The organism is Ensifer sp. ENS02, assembly GCF_014851885.1.
GTDB lineage: Bacteria > Pseudomonadota > Alphaproteobacteria > Rhizobiales > Rhizobiaceae > Ensifer > Ensifer adhaerens.
In genome coordinates this window covers 1-18,673 of record NZ_JACVAO010000037.1, presented here as the reverse complement: position 1 = coordinate 18,673, position 18,673 = coordinate 1, and the positions used below count along the sequence as shown (strand labels likewise).

The 18,673-nt window shown below is 59.7% G+C and carries 18 protein-coding genes and 1 pseudogene; 8 read left to right on the top strand and 11 right to left on the bottom strand.

Annotated features, from left to right (window positions below):
• Positions 1-125: pseudogene (locus tag IB262_RS35035) on the bottom strand (transposase); the annotation flags it as partial.
• A gap of 213 nt (positions 126-338) precedes the next feature.
• On the opposite strand from IB262_RS35035, the gene IB262_RS35030 reads away from it, so the two are divergent.
• Complete coding sequence (locus IB262_RS35030) at positions 339-1,448, top strand: NAD(P)/FAD-dependent oxidoreductase (protein ID WP_192494540.1); 1,110 nt, start codon at positions 339-341, stop codon at positions 1,446-1,448.
• 298 nt (positions 1,449-1,746) lie between these two features.
• On the opposite strand, the gene IB262_RS35025 is transcribed toward IB262_RS35030, so the two are convergent.
• Together IB262_RS35025 and IB262_RS35020 are read right to left on the bottom strand one after the other, a co-directional pair.
• Positions 1,747-2,154: a type II toxin-antitoxin system VapC family toxin gene (locus tag IB262_RS35025; protein ID WP_192494539.1), complete on the bottom strand. Its 408-nt coding sequence runs from the start codon at positions 2,152-2,154 to the stop codon at positions 1,747-1,749.
• Positions 2,154-2,408: a type II toxin-antitoxin system Phd/YefM family antitoxin gene (locus IB262_RS35020; RefSeq protein WP_112976273.1), complete on the bottom strand. Its 255-nt coding sequence runs from the start codon at positions 2,406-2,408 to the stop codon at positions 2,154-2,156. Before IB262_RS35020 ends, IB262_RS35025 begins: the two co-directional genes overlap by 1 nt.
• Before the next feature lie 647 nt (positions 2,409-3,055).
• Between IB262_RS35020 and IB262_RS35015 the strand changes: the two genes are divergently transcribed.
• Positions 3,056-4,216, top strand: coding sequence for a hypothetical protein (locus IB262_RS35015; RefSeq protein WP_246802838.1), 1,161 nt, complete (start codon positions 3,056-3,058; stop codon positions 4,214-4,216).
• A gap of 55 nt (positions 4,217-4,271) precedes the next feature.
• Here the strand turns inward: IB262_RS35015 and IB262_RS35010 are convergent, their stop codons facing one another.
• The 4 genes from IB262_RS35010 to IB262_RS34995 all read right to left on the bottom strand — a co-directional run bounded on the left by IB262_RS35010 (position 4,272) and on the right by IB262_RS34995 (position 5,585).
• The gene (locus IB262_RS35010; protein WP_034799791.1) at positions 4,272-4,547 is read right to left on the bottom strand and encodes a hypothetical protein; all 276 of its coding nucleotides are present in this window, start codon (positions 4,545-4,547) and stop codon (positions 4,272-4,274) included.
• Between the two features lie 74 nt (positions 4,548-4,621).
• Positions 4,622-5,002: a DUF6481 family protein gene (locus IB262_RS35005; RefSeq protein ID WP_113553763.1), complete on the bottom strand. Its 381-nt coding sequence runs from the start codon at positions 5,000-5,002 to the stop codon at positions 4,622-4,624.
• Positions 5,003-5,031: 29 nt separating this feature from the next.
• Positions 5,032-5,256: a hypothetical protein gene (locus IB262_RS35000; protein ID WP_192494541.1), complete on the bottom strand. Its 225-nt coding sequence runs from the start codon at positions 5,254-5,256 to the stop codon at positions 5,032-5,034.
• A gap of 119 nt (positions 5,257-5,375) precedes the next feature.
• Positions 5,376-5,585: a cold-shock protein gene (locus tag IB262_RS34995; protein WP_034806062.1), complete on the bottom strand. Its 210-nt coding sequence runs from the start codon at positions 5,583-5,585 to the stop codon at positions 5,376-5,378.
• 768 nt (positions 5,586-6,353) lie between these two features.
• Here IB262_RS34995 and IB262_RS34990 point away from each other — a divergent pair.
• The 4 genes from IB262_RS34990 (at position 6,354) to IB262_RS34975 (ending at position 14,839) form a co-directional block, all read left to right on the top strand.
• On the top strand, positions 6,354-7,025 hold the full coding sequence (locus IB262_RS34990) for a CBS domain-containing protein (RefSeq protein WP_192494538.1): 672 nt from the start codon (positions 6,354-6,356) through the stop codon (positions 7,023-7,025).
• Between the two features lie 166 nt (positions 7,026-7,191).
• Entirely contained in the window at positions 7,192-9,648 is a 2,457-nt protein-coding gene (locus IB262_RS34985; RefSeq protein WP_192494537.1) for a phosphoketolase family protein, read from the top strand.
• 38 nt (positions 9,649-9,686) lie between these two features.
• Entirely contained in the window at positions 9,687-13,517 is a 3,831-nt protein-coding gene (locus IB262_RS34980) for a glycosyl transferase (protein WP_246802837.1), read from the top strand.
• 2 nt (positions 13,518-13,519) lie between these two features.
• A complete protein-coding gene (locus tag IB262_RS34975; RefSeq protein WP_064817057.1) occupies positions 13,520-14,839 on the top strand; it encodes a glucoamylase family protein in 1,320 nt (439 codons plus the stop codon).
• A gap of 640 nt (positions 14,840-15,479) precedes the next feature.
• Here the strand turns inward: IB262_RS34975 and IB262_RS34970 are convergent.
• From IB262_RS34970 to IB262_RS34960, 3 genes are all read right to left on the bottom strand, one after another.
• Complete coding sequence (locus IB262_RS34970) at positions 15,480-15,737, bottom strand: hypothetical protein (RefSeq protein WP_060517176.1); 258 nt, start codon at positions 15,735-15,737, stop codon at positions 15,480-15,482.
• Between the two features lie 533 nt (positions 15,738-16,270).
• Positions 16,271-16,597, bottom strand: a complete 327-nt coding sequence (locus tag IB262_RS34965) for a hypothetical protein (RefSeq protein WP_192494535.1) — start codon at positions 16,595-16,597, stop codon at positions 16,271-16,273.
• A 448-nt stretch (positions 16,598-17,045) separates the two neighbouring features.
• Positions 17,046-17,495, bottom strand: a complete 450-nt coding sequence (locus IB262_RS34960) for a hypothetical protein (protein ID WP_192357960.1) — start codon at positions 17,493-17,495, stop codon at positions 17,046-17,048.
• 310 nt (positions 17,496-17,805) lie between these two features.
• On the opposite strand from IB262_RS34960, the gene IB262_RS36570 reads away from it, so the two are divergent.
• On the top strand, positions 17,806-17,934 hold the full coding sequence (locus IB262_RS36570; protein ID WP_274533432.1) for a hypothetical protein: 129 nt from the start codon (positions 17,806-17,808) through the stop codon (positions 17,932-17,934).
• A gap of 22 nt (positions 17,935-17,956) precedes the next feature.
• The gene (locus tag IB262_RS34955) at positions 17,957-18,166 is read left to right on the top strand and encodes a DUF1515 family protein (protein WP_060517183.1); all 210 of its coding nucleotides are present in this window, start codon (positions 17,957-17,959) and stop codon (positions 18,164-18,166) included.
• Between the two features lie 168 nt (positions 18,167-18,334).
• Here the strand turns inward: IB262_RS34955 and IB262_RS36320 are convergent, their stop codons facing one another.
• Positions 18,335-18,571, bottom strand: a complete 237-nt coding sequence (locus IB262_RS36320; RefSeq protein ID WP_348646959.1) for a hypothetical protein — start codon at positions 18,569-18,571, stop codon at positions 18,335-18,337.
• Between the last annotated feature and the right edge of the window lie 102 nt (positions 18,572-18,673).

Sequence of the window (18,673 nt, the reverse complement as noted above, 5' to 3'; positions counted from 1 at the left end):
GTTCCTCTGATCTTCAGGTGCTCATATTGGGCGCGAAGCTGTGGATCGCTGGCGATCGCCGGGGTGACCGCTTCGACAAAAGCCCAGCGCAGCCACTTGTTGCCCTGCTTGATGATCTTGCCGTGATCTCCTCACTTTTCCTTTGCGCGTGGAAAATGAAATCCGTCTAATTGGGGCTGCAACGACCGCTCGGCCGCTCCCGCCCCAAAAAACATTGTCGCCGAAGGCATGGAAACGCAACCCGGGCGATACAGGCGGAGTACAAGGGGAGACAGCGCCCCGCCCACTTGTCCGCCGACCCCTGTCGCATTAGGCTCCATTCTGGGAGCGACCATCGAGTGGATACCCATGTCGTCATTGTCGGAGCCGGGCCGGCCGGCCTTGCGGTCGGCGCCTGCCTAAGACGGGCGGGGCTGGATTTCGTCATCCTCGAAATGGCGCATGAGATCGCCCCCGCCTGGCGACGCCACTACCGGCGGCTGCACCTTCATACGGTGAAGGCGTTCTCCGCGCTGCCGCACATGCCATTCCCCAAGGACTATCCGCGCTATGTGCCGCGCGAGAAGATGGTCGCCTATTTCGACGCTTATGCCGAGCGCTTCGAGCTACGACCGCGCTTCGGCGAGACGGTCAAGTCCATCCGCCGCAAGGACGGCGGCTACCTGGTCGAGACCGGAACGGAGACATTCTGCGCAGGCCACGTCGTGATCGCCAGCGGCAACAATGCTGAGCCCTTCGTTCCCAGCCTGCCCGAAATCGAGGCCTTCAAGGGCAGGCGGCTGCACAGCGCTGACTACACTGAAGCCGCGCCCTTCGCCGGCCAGTCGGTTCTGGTTGTCGGTATGGGTAACACCGGCGCTGAGATTGCGCTCGACCTTGCCGAGTGCGGCGCCCGCCCGACGCTGTCGGTACGAAACGGCATCCACATCGTGCCGCGCCAGCTGTTCGGCGTGCCGATCCAGATCATCGCCATCGCAACCCAACCGCTGCCGCGAGCTGTGAACGACCGGTTGTTCCCCACCATCCTCGACCTCGCGCTAGGTAAGCTCGAAAAATACGGCATCGCCAGGCCGAAGCAGGGCATTCTTGAGCAGATCAACGCCGGACGCATCCCGGTCATCGATGTCGGCACGGTGAGAGCGATCAAAACCGGCGACATCAAAGTGGCATCAGACATCAAGCGTTTCACCGAGCGCGGTGCCACTTTCGTTTCCGGCAGGCATGCGGAGTTCGACAGCGTCATCCTCGCGACCGGCTACCGGCCGAGTTTCGAGAAGTTCCTGCCGGCGGCATTGCGGCCCGGCAAGAGCGGCGTCACTCGCCAAGCCGCCGCGCTCGGCCTTTATCTCGTCGGTTTCCACAATCCGGTCACCGGCCTGCTCAGGGAGATCGGTCGAGAGGCGGCCGCGGTGAGCGCGGATATCGAGCGGCGGAGCAGCACAAAGTGATTGCGTCAAAGTTTCAGCGATGGGTGCTTCGTCCGCGCGCGCCCCAAACATGGAGCATATGGGTGGTCGCTACCCGGACGCCGATCAGCGTGTCATCGCCGCCGACCTACAATAAGGTTCTCGCAATGGGAAAGTCGGCTCGGCATCGCCATGCAACGCGAGCGCCTCGCAATAACGACCGTGATTGAGCCTCCGCTCACTGCGGAGGCTCAATCAATTGCATACCGCAAGATCCAAGCCCCGGCGAACAGTTGGTCCGAAAAACTATCCTCGAAGGGTGTCCGTCGCGCCGGGCGGCTCACGCCGACGTTTCCCAAGGATTGATTACGGAGGCATCTGTGTCTTCGAAATCCTTGACGTTGCGAGTGACAAGGATGAGATCGTGGACGATCGCGGTCGCGGCGGTCAACCCGTCAATATCACCGCGGGGACGGATTGCCGCGATGCGGCCCCATTCGACCGCGATTTGGTCTGTTATAGGCAAAATGCGGTCGCCATGGTCGTGGCGCAGCTTGCGCAGCCATTCGGTGAGGTGCGCTGCAGACTTTGGATCCGACCTCTGTTTCAGGGCAATGCCGCGCAGGATTTGGCCGAGGGTGAACGCGCTCAGGTGGATGCTGAGCGGATCGACAGAGCGCCGCCAAGACACCGCCTGCGACATGCCACGTCGCGCCTCTGACACAATGTTTGTGTCGACCAGGTACATCAGAATGCCACATCGCGGCTTGGCGTCTTGATGCGTACATTCACCGCATCCGCGAGTTGGTCGTCCCAAGCGGGACCGCCAAGCAGGTCATCGACCAACGTCGGCCGGCCAGCCCGTAGGGCGTCGTAGTCATGAGCGGACAGTACAACGGCGGTGCGCTCCCCGCGCAGCGTGACAATCTGCGGTCCCTCGTGGCGGGCCTTCTGCACCACCTTCGAGAATTGGTTCTTGGCGTCCTGCAGTCGCCATTCCATAGCTCCACTCCAACTTGGCTAGACTGTCTAGCTATATAAATCCTGTCGCTCGCGATTTAACGGGGAAAAGCGCGATCGATAGACCTCTGCCCGCAACGCCACGCAAGCTTACTCGCAGGACTTGCATGCGACACCGAACTTGCTGAGCAAATTTGGCCAGATCTTCCTTTTGTCGGAAATGAATGGTGCACATTACGCAATCAGCAGCAACTAGGGTGAGTCAACCCTGGCCCTTCGCACCTGGGTCGCCGGCGTCGCTCGGGGCAGGCAACGCGAGCCCGAGCCATGCTCTTGCCTGACCGAAGACGGCTCGCGCAGTTCATCCTCCATCCGGGCTAATGGCGGGACGGTCAAACGCATGATAGATTAATATTAGTTATTGCGCATATAAATCTGCTTGTACTTGTACTTGTTGGAGGCGACATAACTGGCGTTCCTTCAATGGACGTTTATGGCTTGCCTACGCTGTCGGTGGGCAATTTTTCCGGCTGACTTTCCTCTCGTCGACCTTTCCGACATTCGCGGGAAGCCACCGCAACCTGACGGGATCGCTCGGACCGCCGCGCGGCAGGCATGTGGGGGACTGCGCGGCTGCGACCGGTAACTATGCCGGATCGATTTCGCATCTGGTATGAGAGGGAGGGGACATGCTGAAGAACATGATGCTGCTGTTGATCTCGCTCACGGTGGCGCTCGGGGCCGGGGAAGCAATGCTGCGTATGTTTACGCCGTTTCCGATCGGCACACGGACGCACAAGAGCATCGACGAGAAATATGGCTATCGCCTCGATCCGGCACTCGGCGACGTAGACAAGGCCGGCTTCCGGGATCCACCTGGAGCAGGTCATGACTTTCAGGTCGCAGCGATTGGCGACTCCATGACCTATGGCAACAACGTTGATAGTGCGCATTCCTGGCCGGCGGCTTTCGAGGCAATGACGGGGCAACGCACCTACAACTTCGGTGTTGGGAGCTACGGTATCTACACTTATCACGCCATCGTGCACGATGCTTTGGCCGCGGGCGCGAAAGGCAGCATTGTCGCCGTTTTCCCTGCCAACGACTTCGCGGTCGTCTTTTCCGCCTGTGATATCAAGGATGCCCGTTCCGACTTCTGGCTCTCAGAGCAGAGGCGGCTTCATCTGCAGGCCCTGTTCGGTGACGCGGGAGGTTATTGGCAGTGTGCTGAGCAATCCGCGAGCCTCAAGACGAAGCTTGTCGAGAATGTCGCGATCCTGAGTGTCTATCACCATGAGATCGGGGAACGACTAAAGACTCTTTACGCCCGACTGTTCAAACCGGGCGATGATGAAACATCCGAATACTACACATTTCCGGACGGATGCCCTTCCGTCCTGAAGCGCTATGTCGACGACCACGGCCGTATGGCGGATCTGGCATCACCCGAAACCGCAGCAATGTTCAGCGACTTCCAGCGGTTTGCGGCCGATTGGGCACAGCAGCGGCCGGGGCGGGTGGGCATTCTGCTCATTCCGTCGAAAGAGCGCGTGATCTTCGAATGCCTGCGTCGCCATGACCGGCTGGCGTCAGCTGCGCCGGAATTTGTCCTCAGCGTTGAACGTCAGGTTGCGCTTGAGAAAAAGATCCGCGAGACCGCAGAGGAGCTCGGTTTGCCGTATCGCAGCGCGCTTGCCGCAACCGCCGATGCCCTGCAGGATTCGATCCTAGCTGGGCAGCGCCTTTATCCTGAAAGAGACGGCCATCCGTTTGAAGCCGGTTACAGCGCGTTCGCACGGACAGCGCTTTGGGATGAGATGACGGTGAGGGCCGCCCAGCCTGGCGACTAGTCGGCGTTGATAAAGCAACGTGACATCGCTGATCGCAGCGAGCGTATGCATTCAGTCAGGCTCGGTCGTACGTAAAGGACGTCAGCAAGGTGGTTACGAAATTGCTCGCCCGTTCCTTGACGAGCACCTCGGTCCACTCATTGGTTCCTCGAAGCCTTAGATCGGTGTAGATGCTGTCGACGGCGGCCTCTTCGATGCGTTTGATGTGCGCCTTGAAATTTGCCTCGCCGCCGGCATGGTACATGTCCCGTATAACCATGCGCAGGATTTCTTGGATTGCGATTTGCCACGACGTGTTGATCGCCTGGAGTTCATTCGCATCCGGTGCCATCGGCGTTCCCTTTCGTATTGAGTGTCCCGGGCATGACATCGCCATGCTGTCGGGTAACGGCGCAACGGAAAAATTTATCCTTGTCTTGCCTTGCGATTGGCATAGCGCCTGTCGCGGTTGGCCTTTCGCACCGCCTCATCTTCGATCACCCGCGCTATACGCGCGTTTTCGGCGATCGCCCGCGCTTCGGTTTCGGCGACCGCTGCCGCCTCAACGGCTGCCTGCCGCTCTGTCGCCTCGGTCTCGATACGCTTTTGTTCCTCAAGCTTCAGACGCTCGCGTTCAACGCGCCGCTCTTCACGAGCGGTGGAAAGGGCTTCGCGCTCGGCCTGCCTTGCCATCCTCCCTGGTTCTGCTGCAGTCCTTGCCGCTCGGTAGGCGTTCAAGAGAGCAGCTTTAGCGTCTGCCGATGCGGCTCGGCGGTCGGAGATTTCGTTTTTTCCGGCGTTCTTCATTCGTATCCCAATAGTAAGTGCGTCAGAGATCAGCGTGTGTTGGCGCGTTTGGCGATGAGGTTGCGTGTCGCCGACGAGCGGTCGGCCAACTCCTTTGCAAGGCGTTCCTCCCGAAGCCGGAGAGTCTTGGCATCCCGGGCCTGAGCAACGGATTCCACCTCTTCCATCGCGTTGTTTTTGAAGAAGAACTGCGTCTGGACTTTCATGAAGGCGATCTCCGCCTGCTGACGGGATTTGCTATGTGCTTCTATCATTGGAACCTCAACTAGTTCGGCGTCGCGAACAAAAAAGGCCAGGCGAAACGCCCGGCCTTGTTGAAACTGCTTCCGGCAATGCCAGTACATCCGTGGTCAAAGGGAAGCAAATCTCAATTTTAGGCAGACTGCAGATTGGTAGCAGACATCTTGCCCGACTTATTGTCGCGCTCGAGCTCGAAGCCGATCTTTTGCCCTTCGACGAGTTCGCGCATTCCAGCGCGCTCGACGGCGGAGATGTGCACGAACGCGTCTGCGCCACCGTTATCAGGCTGGATGAAGCCGAAGCCCTTGGTGGAGTTGAACCATTTTACTGTGCCTGTGGTCATGATGAACCCTTTCAAAGCATAGAGTGAGGGACCGCTCAGCCTATGCTGAGCAGGTGGAAACCGACTGTTTTTGAAAGGGAAGTTCGCTTAAAGCGCGGTGCCAATCGCGCGGTAGACAAAGCTCGGCAAGCAAAAGATCGATGCCGCATCTATAAGTGACTTGGATTGGCGCGTCAACGATTAGTTTTCCAAGACGCAGTATTCACCCTGTGATTGTACTCATATCATCGTGGCGCGAGCGAAGGCGCGCTTGCACCGGCCGTGCGACAGCGTCTGCGGTCACGGTGGGACAATAATTGATGGCACGCCAACGCATCAAGCGTGTTATCGCACGCGACACCGTGCCTGGGCTGATGAAAACGTACCGGAAACTCGGCCTGTCGTTCTGGCACTCTCTCGGCGATCGCCTCGGCCTCGATGGTCATCCCGCCGCTCGCCACCCTTGTCGGTACGGCCGCGCGTGCTCGCCCCCCTCCCGATAGCCGCATTGGGCCGTTCTGCGGGTGGCGATCCGTTTGCCACCATACACTCACATAAACCCGAGAGAGGGATCCGCGCGGGATCGGGCGTGTCGGCCCCTAATCGAGAACTGAAGCCACTGGACGACGAAACAAAAGGCCCCAGATCCGAACCAGGTAGAAAGAGGGGCCGGTTGAAGCGGGGATACAAGAACGACCCTCGAGAAACCACAAGGTTGTCGAACTGCCATGATAGGTTTACCTTATGCCCGCTGGTGACGGTGCCAAGTCCTTTTGGAGCGGGATCGACATGCGTGTCAAAGATGTAATGACGACGTCAGTCGTCAAGCTGTCTCCTGACAACGGCGTCCGGCAGGCAGCCCGGATCATGCTCGACAATCGTATCAGCGGCCTTCCCGTGGTCGACGATGATGGAGCCCTGGTGGGTGTCATCAGTGAAGGCGATCTCATTCGCCGGACCGAACTTGGCGGCGGCATGCCGGTTGCCGATCCGACCGGGGCCGAGGATGAACGGGCCAGCGCCTATGTGCGCCGGTCCTCCTGGAGGGTTGGTGACGCCATGACCGCCGATCCTGTCACGATCGACGAGAACGCGTCCGTCGAGCGCGTCGCAGTGCTGATGCAGGAACGCAGCATCAAGCGCATTCCTGTCTTGAAGGATGGCCGCCTTGTCGGGGTCGTCAGCCGCGCAGACCTTTTGCAGGCAATCGTCACAGCCAGTCAGGACGAGACAGCGGCTGGCGACGAAGCCATCCAGCGCAGCATTCTCGTCCGCCTTAACGAAAACACTGGGCTTGAAGGCCTGGACATAAAGGTCGCGCTGTCCGATGGCATCGTGCATCTCCGGGGCCATGTCGATACGAAGGATTGCAGAAGGGCCGCGCGGATTCTTGCCGAAAGCGTTCGCGGCGTCCGGGGTGTGGTCGAGCATTACGCTGAATCGGATCTGCAACAGCCCTGATCCGAGACTCTGCGGCGGCGCGTCTCCTCCACCCGCAGACTGTGAACTGCACAAATAGGCCGTGTCGTTGCCGAAATGGCGGCCTTGCAACGGACGGCTGACTGCGGCGAGCGACAGCAGACCGGCAAAGGTTTCAAGCACATGTCTTATCGATCGGGAGGCTCAGATGGTTTCGCCTGAAACAGCATCGATGAAAGAGACGGCATCCGGAAAATCAGCAGCACCGTTGTCGGCCGACGAACTCCGCCTGATGGACGCCTATTGGCGCGCTTCGAACTATCTGTCGGTCGGGCAGATCTATCTGCTCGACAATCCGCTTCTGCGCGAGCCGCTGAAGCGCGAGCACATCAAGCCGCGCCTGCTCGGCCATTGGGGCACGTCGCCGGGCCTCAACATGCTCTACGTGCATCTCAATCGCGTCATCAAACGTGACGACCTCGACATGATCTATATCATCGGTCCCGGCCATGGCGGGCCGTCTCTGGTGGCGCATGCCTATTTGGAAGGGACCTATACGGAGTTCTATCCGAACATCGCCGAAGACGCCGAAGGCATGCAGCGGCTGTTCAAGCAGTTCAGCTTTCCCGGCGGCATCCCGAGCCATGTGGCGCCGGAAACGCCCGGCAGCATCCATGAGGGCGGCGAGCTTGGTTATGCGCTCAGCCACGCCTATGGCGCCGCCTTCGACAATCCCAATCTGGTCGTTGCCTGCATTGTCGGCGATGGCGAGGCCGAGACCGGGCCGCTTGCGACGGGCTGGCAGAGCAACAAGTTTCTCAACCCTGCCCGCGACGGCTGTGTTCTGCCGATCCTGCACCTGAACGGCTACAAGATCGCCAATCCCTGCTTCCTCGCCCGCATTCCGCACGACGAGCTGAAGAAGTTCTTCGAGGGCATGGGCTACAAACCCTATTTCGTCGAAGGGCATGATCCGGCAAAGGTCCACCAGCAACTGGCAGACGTGCTCGATACGGCGACGGCCGAAATCCGGCAGATTTGGGACGATGCCCGCATCAGGGGCAATATGAAGCGCCCGGCCTGGCCGATGATCATCTTCCGCACGCCAAAGGGCTGGACCTGCCCGCCGGAAATCGACGGCAAGAAATGCGAGGACTACTGGCGCGCGCACCAGGTGCCGATGGGCGAGATGGACAAGCCCGAGCACATCCGCATCCTCGAACAATGGATGAAGAGCTATCGCCCGGAAGAACTCTTCAGTGACGAGGGCCGGCTGAAGCCCGAGATCGCGACGCTCGCCCCATCCGGACATCGCCGCATGAGCGACAATCCGCATGCAAACGGCGGCCTGCTGTTGCGCGACCTGAAAATGCCGGGCTTCCGGGACTACGCCGTCGACGTTCCGAGCCCCGGCGCCACGACCGTGGAAGCGGCGCGCGTGATGGGCAAGTTCCTGCGCGACGTGATGAAGAACAACATGGACGCGAAGAACTTCCGGCTGTTCAGCCCGGACGAAAACAACTCCAACCGATGGCAGGATGTGCTCGAGGTCACCGACCGCTGCTACATGGCCGAGATCTATCCGGAGGACGATCACCTCTCACCGGATGGCCGCATCATGGAGGTCTTGAGCGAGCATCAATGCCAGGGTTGGCTTGAAGGCTATCTCTTGACCGGACGCCACGGCTTCTTCTCCTGCTACGAAGCCTTCATCCACATCATCGATTCCATGTTCAACCAGCACGCCAAGTGGCTGAAGGTCTGCAATGAGATCCCCTGGCGCCGGCCGGTCGCGTCGCTCAATTATTTCCTGAGCTCCCATGTCTGGCGGCAGGATCACAACGGCTTCAGCCATCAGGATCCGGGCTTCATTGATCATGTCGTCAACAAGAAGGCTGAGGTCGTCCGCGTCTACCTGCCGCCGGATGCCAATACGCTGCTGTCGGTCACCGACCATTGCCTGCGCAGCCGCAACTACGTCAACGTCGTCGTCGCCGGCAAGCAGCCGGGCCCACAATGGCTGACGATGGAACAGGCCGTGCGCCATTGCAGCATGGGTGTGAGCATCTGGGACTGGGCCAGCAACGACGCCAACAGTGAGCCGGACGTCGTCATGGCCTGCTGCGGCGACACTCCGACGCTGGAAACCCTCGCCGCCGTCCAGCTGCTGCGCGAGCATCTGCCTGAAGTGAAGGTCCGGGTCGTCAACGTCGTCAACCTGATGAAGCTGCAGCCGGCGGAAGAACATCCGCATGGCCTTTCGGACAGCGACTTTGATGGCATCTTCACAAGGGACAAGCCGATCATCTTTGCGTTCCACGGCTACCCGTGGCTGATCCATCGCCTCACCTATCGCCGCACCAATCACGGCAACCTGCATGTTCGCGGCTACAAGGAAGAAGGCACGACCACGACACCGTTCGACATGGTGGTGCTGAACGAACTCGACCGCTTCCACCTGGCCGGCGATGCCATCGACCGCCTGCCGCAGCTCGGCGCGCGGGCGGCGTACTTCAAGCAGGCGATCCAGGCCAAGCTGATCGAGCACCGGGAGTATATCGAGAAGCATGGCGACGACATGCCCTCGATCAGCGGCTGGAAATGGGGCGTTAACGGGGTGCAGCCTGCCAAGGCTGGGACATCGACCGAAGGGGACAATGTCTAGCCCCATCAAGGATCGATCTGATGGTCCGGCCAGTTGACATGATCGACATCAGTACGACACCTCTGGCAGGCGTGCCTCCTGACACGACCTTGCTTTCGAATGGGCACTACAACGTCCTTCTGACAGAGGCCGGCGCCGGGTATGAAACCTGGCGCGGCCTCGACATCACGCGTTGGCGTGAGGACGTCACGCGCGATTGCTGGGGCCAGTTCTGCTACGTCCGCGACCTTGAGAGCGGCGAGGTCTGGACGATTGGCCGGCAGCCGATTTGCCATCCGGAGGCGATCTACGAACACACGTTTCACGGAGATCGTGCCGAGTATCGCTGTTTGCTCGGAGACATCGAAATTCAATGGGCGGTGTCGGTTGCACAGGACTGCGATGCTGAAGTGCGCTTGCTGAAACTCAGCAACAAAGGTGAGAAAGCGCGAAAGCTTGAACTGACAAGCTATTGCGAAGTCTGCCTGAATGGCCGAAGCGCCGATAGCGCACATCCGGCATTTGCCAAGCTTTTCATCGAAACCTGGTTCGATACCGAAACAAGCGCATTGTTCGCACGGCGCAGACCGCGCAGCGCATCGGAGCGCCCCATCTGGGCGGTACATGTGTCTGCGTCAAGCCGCCAAGTCCATGCGGTGGAATATGAAACGGACCGCTACAGATTTCTTGGCCGACGGCGGACGCCTTCAAATCCTAGCGCTCTGGGGCCGGGGAGCCGCTTATCTGGGACGACGGGTCCCGTGCTCGACCCTATCTTCAGCATGCGCCGCACAGTCGATCTGGAACCCTCCAGAACGGAACTGATCGCATTCGTGACAGGCGCAGCGGACAGTGAGGCAGGCGCTACCGCAATAGCCAGCCGCTTCGCCCATGTCGACGCCGCGCGTCAAGCGTTACAAGAGAGGGAGAAACACACTGAAGACCCGCCTTGGTCCCCGTCTCTTCAAGACTTGGCCGTCTACGACCGGCTCCTAGCATATCTGGCATTCGGTGTTGCCGGCTTAAGGGAAGGCAGCACACCCGACACAAGACGACTGAACCGCGACGACTTGGGATCGGCGGGACTGTCGGGAGCCGTCCCAGTTCTTCTGCTGCGTATCGACAAAACAGACAAGGAATCCCTCGTCGACAATGTCATCAATGCCCACGCATTCCTTGCCAGTCGCGGATTTCCCTTCGATCTCGCGATCCTTGATGAAAGGCAGGCCAGTGAAAGCTTAAAGCTGAGCGCCGATGCGGCGGTCCATGTGGAGCAAACCCTCGGCAAAACCGGGGGGATTCATTTCCCACCCAGGGCGAGTGTCTCGTCCGATGCAGAAAATGCGATCACGGCCGCCGCGCGCCTCGTCCTTTGTTGCAGCCAAGGATCCCTTGCGGATCAACTTTCGGCGAGATCGACCACCACTTTTTCCACGAACAAGACCATGACGAATGTCTCTGTCTCGCACGAAAAGCGTCACGAGGCACCACGAGCTAACCTGCTTTTTTGGAATGGCCGCGGCGGGTTTACCAAAGACGGGCGCGAATATGTGATCGCAGGCGACGCGACGCCAACACCGTGGTGCAACGTCCTTGCCAATAGCGCGTTTGGCTGCCTGACAAGCGATAGCGGCCTTGGCTACACCTGGGCGGGCAACAGCCAATTGAACAGGCTCACGCCTTGGTCAAACGACCCGGTTTCGGACCCGCCGAGTGAAGTTGTCTACCTGCGAGATGAACAGACCGCCGAGCTGTGGACACCGACACCTTTGCCGCTCGGCCAGGCATCGACCACAAGAACGAGGCATGGCCAAGGTTACACGTGTTATGAAAGCAGTCGCGGGCCACTACACCATGAAATGACCGTGCACGTCCCGGCCGCGGGAGCGATCAAGGTCATCCGTCTTTCCATTCGCAACGACGGAAAACGACTTCGCCGCCTTACCGCCACCTATTTCGTTGAATGGGTCCTCGGCACACTGCGCGAAAGCGCGCAGTCCCGGGTCGAATGCGAATTTGACAGCGAGATTGGTGCCGTCGTTGCCCGGAACATCTGGAAGGGCGATTTTTCCGGCACGCTCGCATTCGCCGCTTCAAGCGCGCCTGTCCGGTCGTTCACATGTAATCGGCGCGCGTTCCTCGGCAGAAACGGTTCCATCGCTCAGCCGGTGGGATTGGAAGGCTTCGATCTCGGGGGGCATACCGGCTCTCTGCTCGACCCCTGCGCGGCCCTCATGGTCAGCGTTTCAGTCCCACCGTCCGAGACCGTCGAGCTGGTATTCGTGCTCGGGCAGGCCGAAAACCGCGCGGAAACGCACAGGCTCGTGCGCGAACATGCCGAACCGAAGGCGGCCAGGAAGGCGCTGGCAGTCGTTTCACAATATTGGGATCAGCTGCTGAACTCCGTCACGGTTCGAACGCCAGACATGGCCTTCAACCTGATGATGAACCGCTGGTTGCTCTATCAGGTGTTGGCTTGCCGTATCTGGGCGCGAACAGGGTTTTACCAGTCCGGTGGCGCCTACGGATTTCGCGACCAACTCCAGGACGTGGCAACCCTCGTCCATTGCGCACCCGATGAGGCGCGAGCGCACATTCTTCGAGCCGCCTCGCGCCAGTTTTCCGAGGGAGACGTTCAACACTGGTGGCATCCGCCATCGGGTGCCGGCGTGCGCACACGCATGACGGACGACCTCTACTTTCTGCCCTACGTCGTCCATCACTACGTATCGGTCTCCGGAGACTATGGGCTCCTGAGTGAGCAGGTTCGTTTCCTCGTCTCGCCGCCTCTAACGGACGATGAGGAGGAGCGCTACGAGGTGCCTCCGGCCAGCCAGGAAAGCGGGACCGTCTATGAGCACTGCTGTCGAGCGCTGGACCGAGGTCTGAGGCTAGGCAGCCACGGGCTTCCGCTTATGGGAACGGGCGACTGGAACGACGGCATGAACCGAGTCGGCGCGGAAGGCAAAGGCGAGAGTGTATGGAACGGGTGGTTCTTTCTGACGGTCCTTCAATCTTTTGCAGCCATCGCTTCGGCGATGGCTGATGAGGAACGAGCCAAATGGTGCAAAGAGCGCGCCGAGACCCTGCGCATGTCCTTGGAGACCCACGCCTGGGATGGCGGCTGGTATCGCCGCGCCTACTTCGACGATGGCACGCCTCTCGGGTCCCAGTTGAATGACGAGTGCCAGATCGATGCGATCCCACAGGCCTGGGCAGTTATCTCGGGTGTTGCAGATGCCAAGCGTGGCGCGCAGGCAATGCGCGCGGTTTGGGAACGGCTCGTTCGTACCGATAACGGTTTGATACAGCTTTTCGACCCACCCTTTGACAAGGGCTCGCTGCAGCCCGGCTACATAAAGGGCTATGTGCCCGGAATTCGGGAGAACGGCGGCCAGTACACCCACGCGGCCACGTGGGTGGCGCTGGCGACCGCATTGCTGGGGGATGGCGATCGGGCATTTCAACTCTGGAGCATGCTCAATCCGATCAACCATGCCCTGTCACCCAAAGACACCGACCGCTACATGGTCGAGCCCTACGTTGTCAGTGCCGACGTTTATGGCGCCGCTCCTCACACCGGCCGCGGTGGCTGGACGTGGTATACGGGATCTGCGGGCTGGCTGTACCGGGTCGGCCTTGAGGCCATTCTCGGCATTCGACGTCAGGGCCGCCGGCTTTTTGTCGAGCCATGCATTCCCGTCGGGTGGTCAACATTCGACGTGGATTTTCGCCATGGAAGGTCGACTTACCGCATCAAGGTGAGCCGAGATACCAAACGAGCAAAAGACCACTATGCACTGAGCCTCGATGGGAAGAAGGTTGCTGACCGAAGTGTTCCACTCGTGGATGACGGACGAGATCACGACGTCCTTCTCGTGGTGGCCTAACCATGTCGGAATTGCTGTCGACAGATCCCGAACTGAACCGCATGCCGACCGAGCAGGATCTTGCTCGGTTGCAGTTCACGACGCTGCTCTACTATCTCCACTGCACCAATCCGGACAACGGCCTGGTACGTGACAAGACGCAGGAAGACGCGCCCGCAAGCATCGCCGCGGTCGGCATGGCGCTCGCGACGATCCCTGTGTTGGTGGAGCGCGGCATCGTCATCCGCAAGTTTGCCGCAAAGATCGCGCGTCGGCGCTTGCAGTTTCTCCTGGAGTGCCCGCAGGGACCGGAACCCGACGCCTCCGGCTACAAGGGCTTCTTCTACCACTTCCTCGACATCGAGACCGGCAGACGTGTTTGGGAGTGCGAGCTTTCGACGATCGACTCCGCCTTTCTTTTCGCGGGCGCTCTGACAGTGGCCGCCTATTTCGACGGCGATGGCGCCGAAGAAGTTGAAATCCGCAGGGTGGCAAACGCGCTCTATGAACGAGCCGACTGGAACTGGGCCTGCGATCACGGGCTGACGCTCACCCACGGCTGGCGGCCGGAAAACGGCTTCATCCCCTATCGCTGGCGCGGCTACGACGAGGGCCTGCTCCTCTACATCCTCGGCCTCGGCTCACCGACCCACCCGCTCCCGCCGGAAGCCTATGCGGCCTACACCGCAAGCTACGACTGGCGGAACCTTTACGGGCGCGAATTGCTCTATTCGGGACCGCTCTTCACCCACCAACTCTCGCATATGTGGGTCGATTTCCGCGGCATCCGCGACGAATTCATGCGCGAGCACAACAGCGACTATTTCCAGAACAGTCGCCACGCGACCTTCGTCCAGCAGGAATATGCCATCCGCAACCCGCTGAATTTCGTCGGCTACGGCGAGCATTGCTGGGGCTTCACCGCAAGCGACGGTCCCGGCTGGACCAAGCGCACGGTGAACGGTGTCGAGCGGGAGTTCTTCGACTACATTGCCCGCGGCGCCCCCTTCGGTCCTGACGATGGGACCGTGTCGCCCTGGGCAGTCGTCGCCTCCCTGCCCTTCGCGCCGGAAATCGTCATTCCGACGGTCTGGAACTATGCCCGCATGAACCTCGGCATGACCAGGCTTTACGGCTTCAAACCGTCATTCAACAGAAGCTTTCCGCTGGAGGGAACCGAATCGGGCTGGTGGGTCAGCCCCTATCATTTCGGCATCGACCAAGGCCCCGTGGTGCTGATGATCGAGAACTACAGGACCGGCCTGCTGTGGAACATCATGCGCCGATGCGCCCCTGTGGTCACCGGCCTGAGGCGTGCGGGGTTTTCCGGCGGCTGGCTCTGAGGGTACCGCATCGCTGCCAAATGCCGGTATCGACATCATGCGGAAAGGTAACGGCCATGAACATGGGGTTCTTCTCTAATCAGCATGCCGGGCTATACAGAAGGCACGTCCTGGTGCTGGCAGGAACTGCAGCACTCGCAAGCGATAGCCCAAGGGCAAGGACGGCACTTGGCGGAGACACCATCAGGATTTGAGACGGTCAGGCAGGGCGAGGACGCCTATCTCAGCTGGGTGAAAGGCGGCTTTGATCTAAAAACCTAGGGTTAAGGACAGGCGACGCTTGAAGATGCACCTCCCTCGGCCCTGTCGGCGGCTCGTCCCCCATCGCACGGATGACCGCATCGAACAGCAGATGGCTGAACAGGCTTGACCAGCACATCTGAAATTCCCGCCCTTCCCGCCGCCTTGACTACTTCCTCATAGCCACGGGCGCACCATGATGAGACACGGTGTGTCCGTCATCCTAAGCGATCGGAGCGCCAGTGCAGTCTCTATTCAATCCATTTTCGGCATCTGCCAGTCGAGAAGAACAACACCGTAACGTGTTTGCGGAGGCTTGTTCCGAATGGCGTCGATTGCGTCCGTTCCGGGGCATGGCGCGAGTATCGAAAGACATCGCTGTCGACATCGCTCTCGTGCGCTAGCGGATCATACGTGGACTGACGGCACTCAGCATTCTCAGGATGTCGTCCTCCAACTTCCGGCACAGGTCTTCATATTCTTTCAGCCGTGCTGGGTCGGGAGGCGCCTGCTCGCGCAGTTCGTCACGGGTCATGGCGGCTTTACCGTAAGCTTCGAGCAGATCGGTTATCGCAACGAAGTGTGCGTCGGCAATTTGTTTTCGATGTCGTGGCAAGCGCATCATCATCCGGGCTCTACCGACCTTTTGGAAGTCCATTTTACACCCCTAAAGGTAAGGCTGAACGCAGTCTCCTCGAACACGACTTCATTAGCAAGTTGCCTAGCTACTTTGCGTGCCCCACGCATATCAGTAACCGGCGGGCCATCACCGCGCAGAGCAGGTCCGCGATGCCTCGACGGACAGGCCGCCAGAGCGACGACCGCTCGCCCTCGATGGTCCAGCCGACGAAGCAACAGAAATCGTCTGGTTGCATTCTGCGAGTGAATGCGCTCTCAATTGCGTCGTCTGTCGAAATCGAAGGCGCAGACGGAAGGCAACACTCAGACGAAGGCTCTGGATCGTACCCGTTTCGATCTGGAGCCTTTTCACATCAATATCACAATCCCCCTGACGACGATCACCGCGGCTCCAGGCCAAGCCGGTATCGCGGGGATCCAGTCAAGCAATTGCGGATAGTCCCCTCCGCCAGGGCTCTTCGATCGAGCCGCAATACACCTGCGATCAGCGCGATCACTCGCAAGTAGGCTCTCATTTCCTCCCTAAAGAGCTCGCCTCACCCAGCAAACCCTTCACATCCCGTCGTCAAACTCCGCTGCTTGCCCTTGAGCCAGGAACTGCGCAAGAGCCGACATCAATGTCTCCGCGCTGTACCGGTCAAGCTGAACCTCGATCGTCGTACCAGCCGAAGTTGATAGTTCAAAAACCCCCAGGAGCGGCTCAATGGACGCGATAGAAAAAGAACCCAGAAATTCGCCCTGGACCGTTGTGCTGCCAAGCCCCATGGATGCCTCCTGCATGGTACGAAAGACATCACTAAAATAGTCGCTTTTGATCGATCCGCAAAGCCGGCGCCGGTTCGCGATGCTTAAGGGGGTAGATTGAACGAGTGCAATCATTCAGCGTCAGGAGATCATGGAGACGCCGATGAAGACGAACGCGGCTCCAGGCCAAGCCGGCAGGGACCCCAGCCAGTCAAGACGTCGGTCCCAGGCGGCGATTTTGCTCGATGGGAAGGTTTCGACCCTGGTTGAGGTTGCGTACGAGGCCCCCAGCTAGTGTTCTTCTGGTCAGCCAGAACAGCCCCTGCGATCAGCACCGTCGCCCCCAAAGCATTCCATCGTCTATTACCCTCTAGATAGCTCGCGTCACAACCTCCGTCGCGACGGACACCAACAAGGCGGCCAGCGCGACGGCCGTTCCAATTCGCGCGATCTTCATCCGGCGCCCGCGAGCACCATTCCAGTCATAGCCCATGATCTGTTCCTCAGCCGGCTTCATGCCGTTCGTGAATGGTGGCTGGCGTTCCTAACAAAGAGGTAAATCCCGTTGATTTCCCCTCCTGGCCTACGTTCGATGTTGGCCTCGTCTTCGGCCAAGTCGGAGGTCCAACATCACACGGACCAGCCATCTCCTGACATCTGATGTCGCCACGAATTCATCGATGTTTTCGATGGCGTATTCGAGTGTTTTTTCGGTGAGCGCGGTTGCCGCACGCTGTGAGGCGGTCAAGCTCCGCGCCCATGCCGTCAGCTCTGGCAGCAGATCCACGACCATGCCAACGCCTCCCGATGGCGGTGAATGGTCGAGCGGGCGGCGAGCATCTTTAAGTCGGCGTTCCAGTTCCCAGGCGTCTCGTACGCCACTCATGAACAAACGGAGCGCCTCGCGAGCCAGCCATTCGCTTTCTTCACTTTGTCGGGGGATATTCCGTGCGTTCACGACCTTATCAAAGACCGTGGAAATGACGGTGAGCCCCTCGGGAAGAATGTATCCGGATTGCAGTCGATCAAACATAACCTCCTCCATTTAAGGCGAAAGTGATGATGGTCCATCAGTCGCTGGAGCCCGTTTCATGGTCCAGCAATCAGACAAAATATGGTCTTCAAAACGGGCTGTGACTAGCCCTTAACAGCGCCAGCGCCGACTTCGGCCGGCGATTTTTATCTCATTTTTTCATCTCACTAAAGGAAAACTCGATGAACAGAACGACGTTCCTCGCCTATGCGAGGCGCGCGCCTTTTGGCGGCCGGCTAATGCATCCCAGGTCGGCGCCATGAGTGTCATCCTATCGGCCCCAATCGGCCGGTAAGGTAATCGACGACCGGTGGCTCGCCGACAGCTCGCGACCGTCTTTCACGAGACCGGCGGCACGATGCAGCGGGTGATCGAGAAGCTCAATTACTCGGCCCCGCGCCTGGCCCAGGTCTGGCCGTCAAGACAAGGCGACGACTAGCCGGCAAGTGGTTCATTGGCGCATGAACCAGCTTGTCGACCGCGTCGGCCATCTTGAGGCGTCCTCGATAACGATTGGGGAGGAGGTCTCCGAGATGAAGCTGGTGACCGATGACGTGAGGCGATGGAAGCTGAGGCATCGGTGGCTTGGAGTCACCGGAATTGCGGCCAGGGCGCTCGGGATAAGTCAGGCCGAGGCGATACGGCGGATCATCTTCGGGATCACGGGGTAAGGTTGGTAAGCAGAAAGAAGAACCCCACCTCCGACGGCACGACGATGGGGCTCTCTACGTTTGATCCGGAGGGATCCGGGATCATCAGCAATGAACAAACCAACAGGTCCCGGATAGGTTCCTGCTGCCGTTGAATAAAGATGGCTCCGTAAGGTCGCGCAGGCTGCGCTAGTGGATGGTCTGGGGCCATGTCACGTCCACGAACCGACCAATGGACCGAAGGTAGGCGATGATCTCGGACCTCAGAGCTGCGCGGTCGCCATACCTCTCACCGATCCGACTAAGTTCCTCCTTGGCTTCTTCCTGCTCATCGACATCGCCAAGCACATACATATCGTGTCCCACGGCGTTGATATCGCAACCCGCCGCGATCACTTCGGTGCGCGGCGACAAACAAGGTGAGATTCAGCGTCAATCAGGATGAGACTCGGCGGCGGGGGTGTGACGAAGGGAGGGCGTAGCCCGACCGGAGTTACACCCCCGCCGCGGCGCAATTTTTAGGCGTCT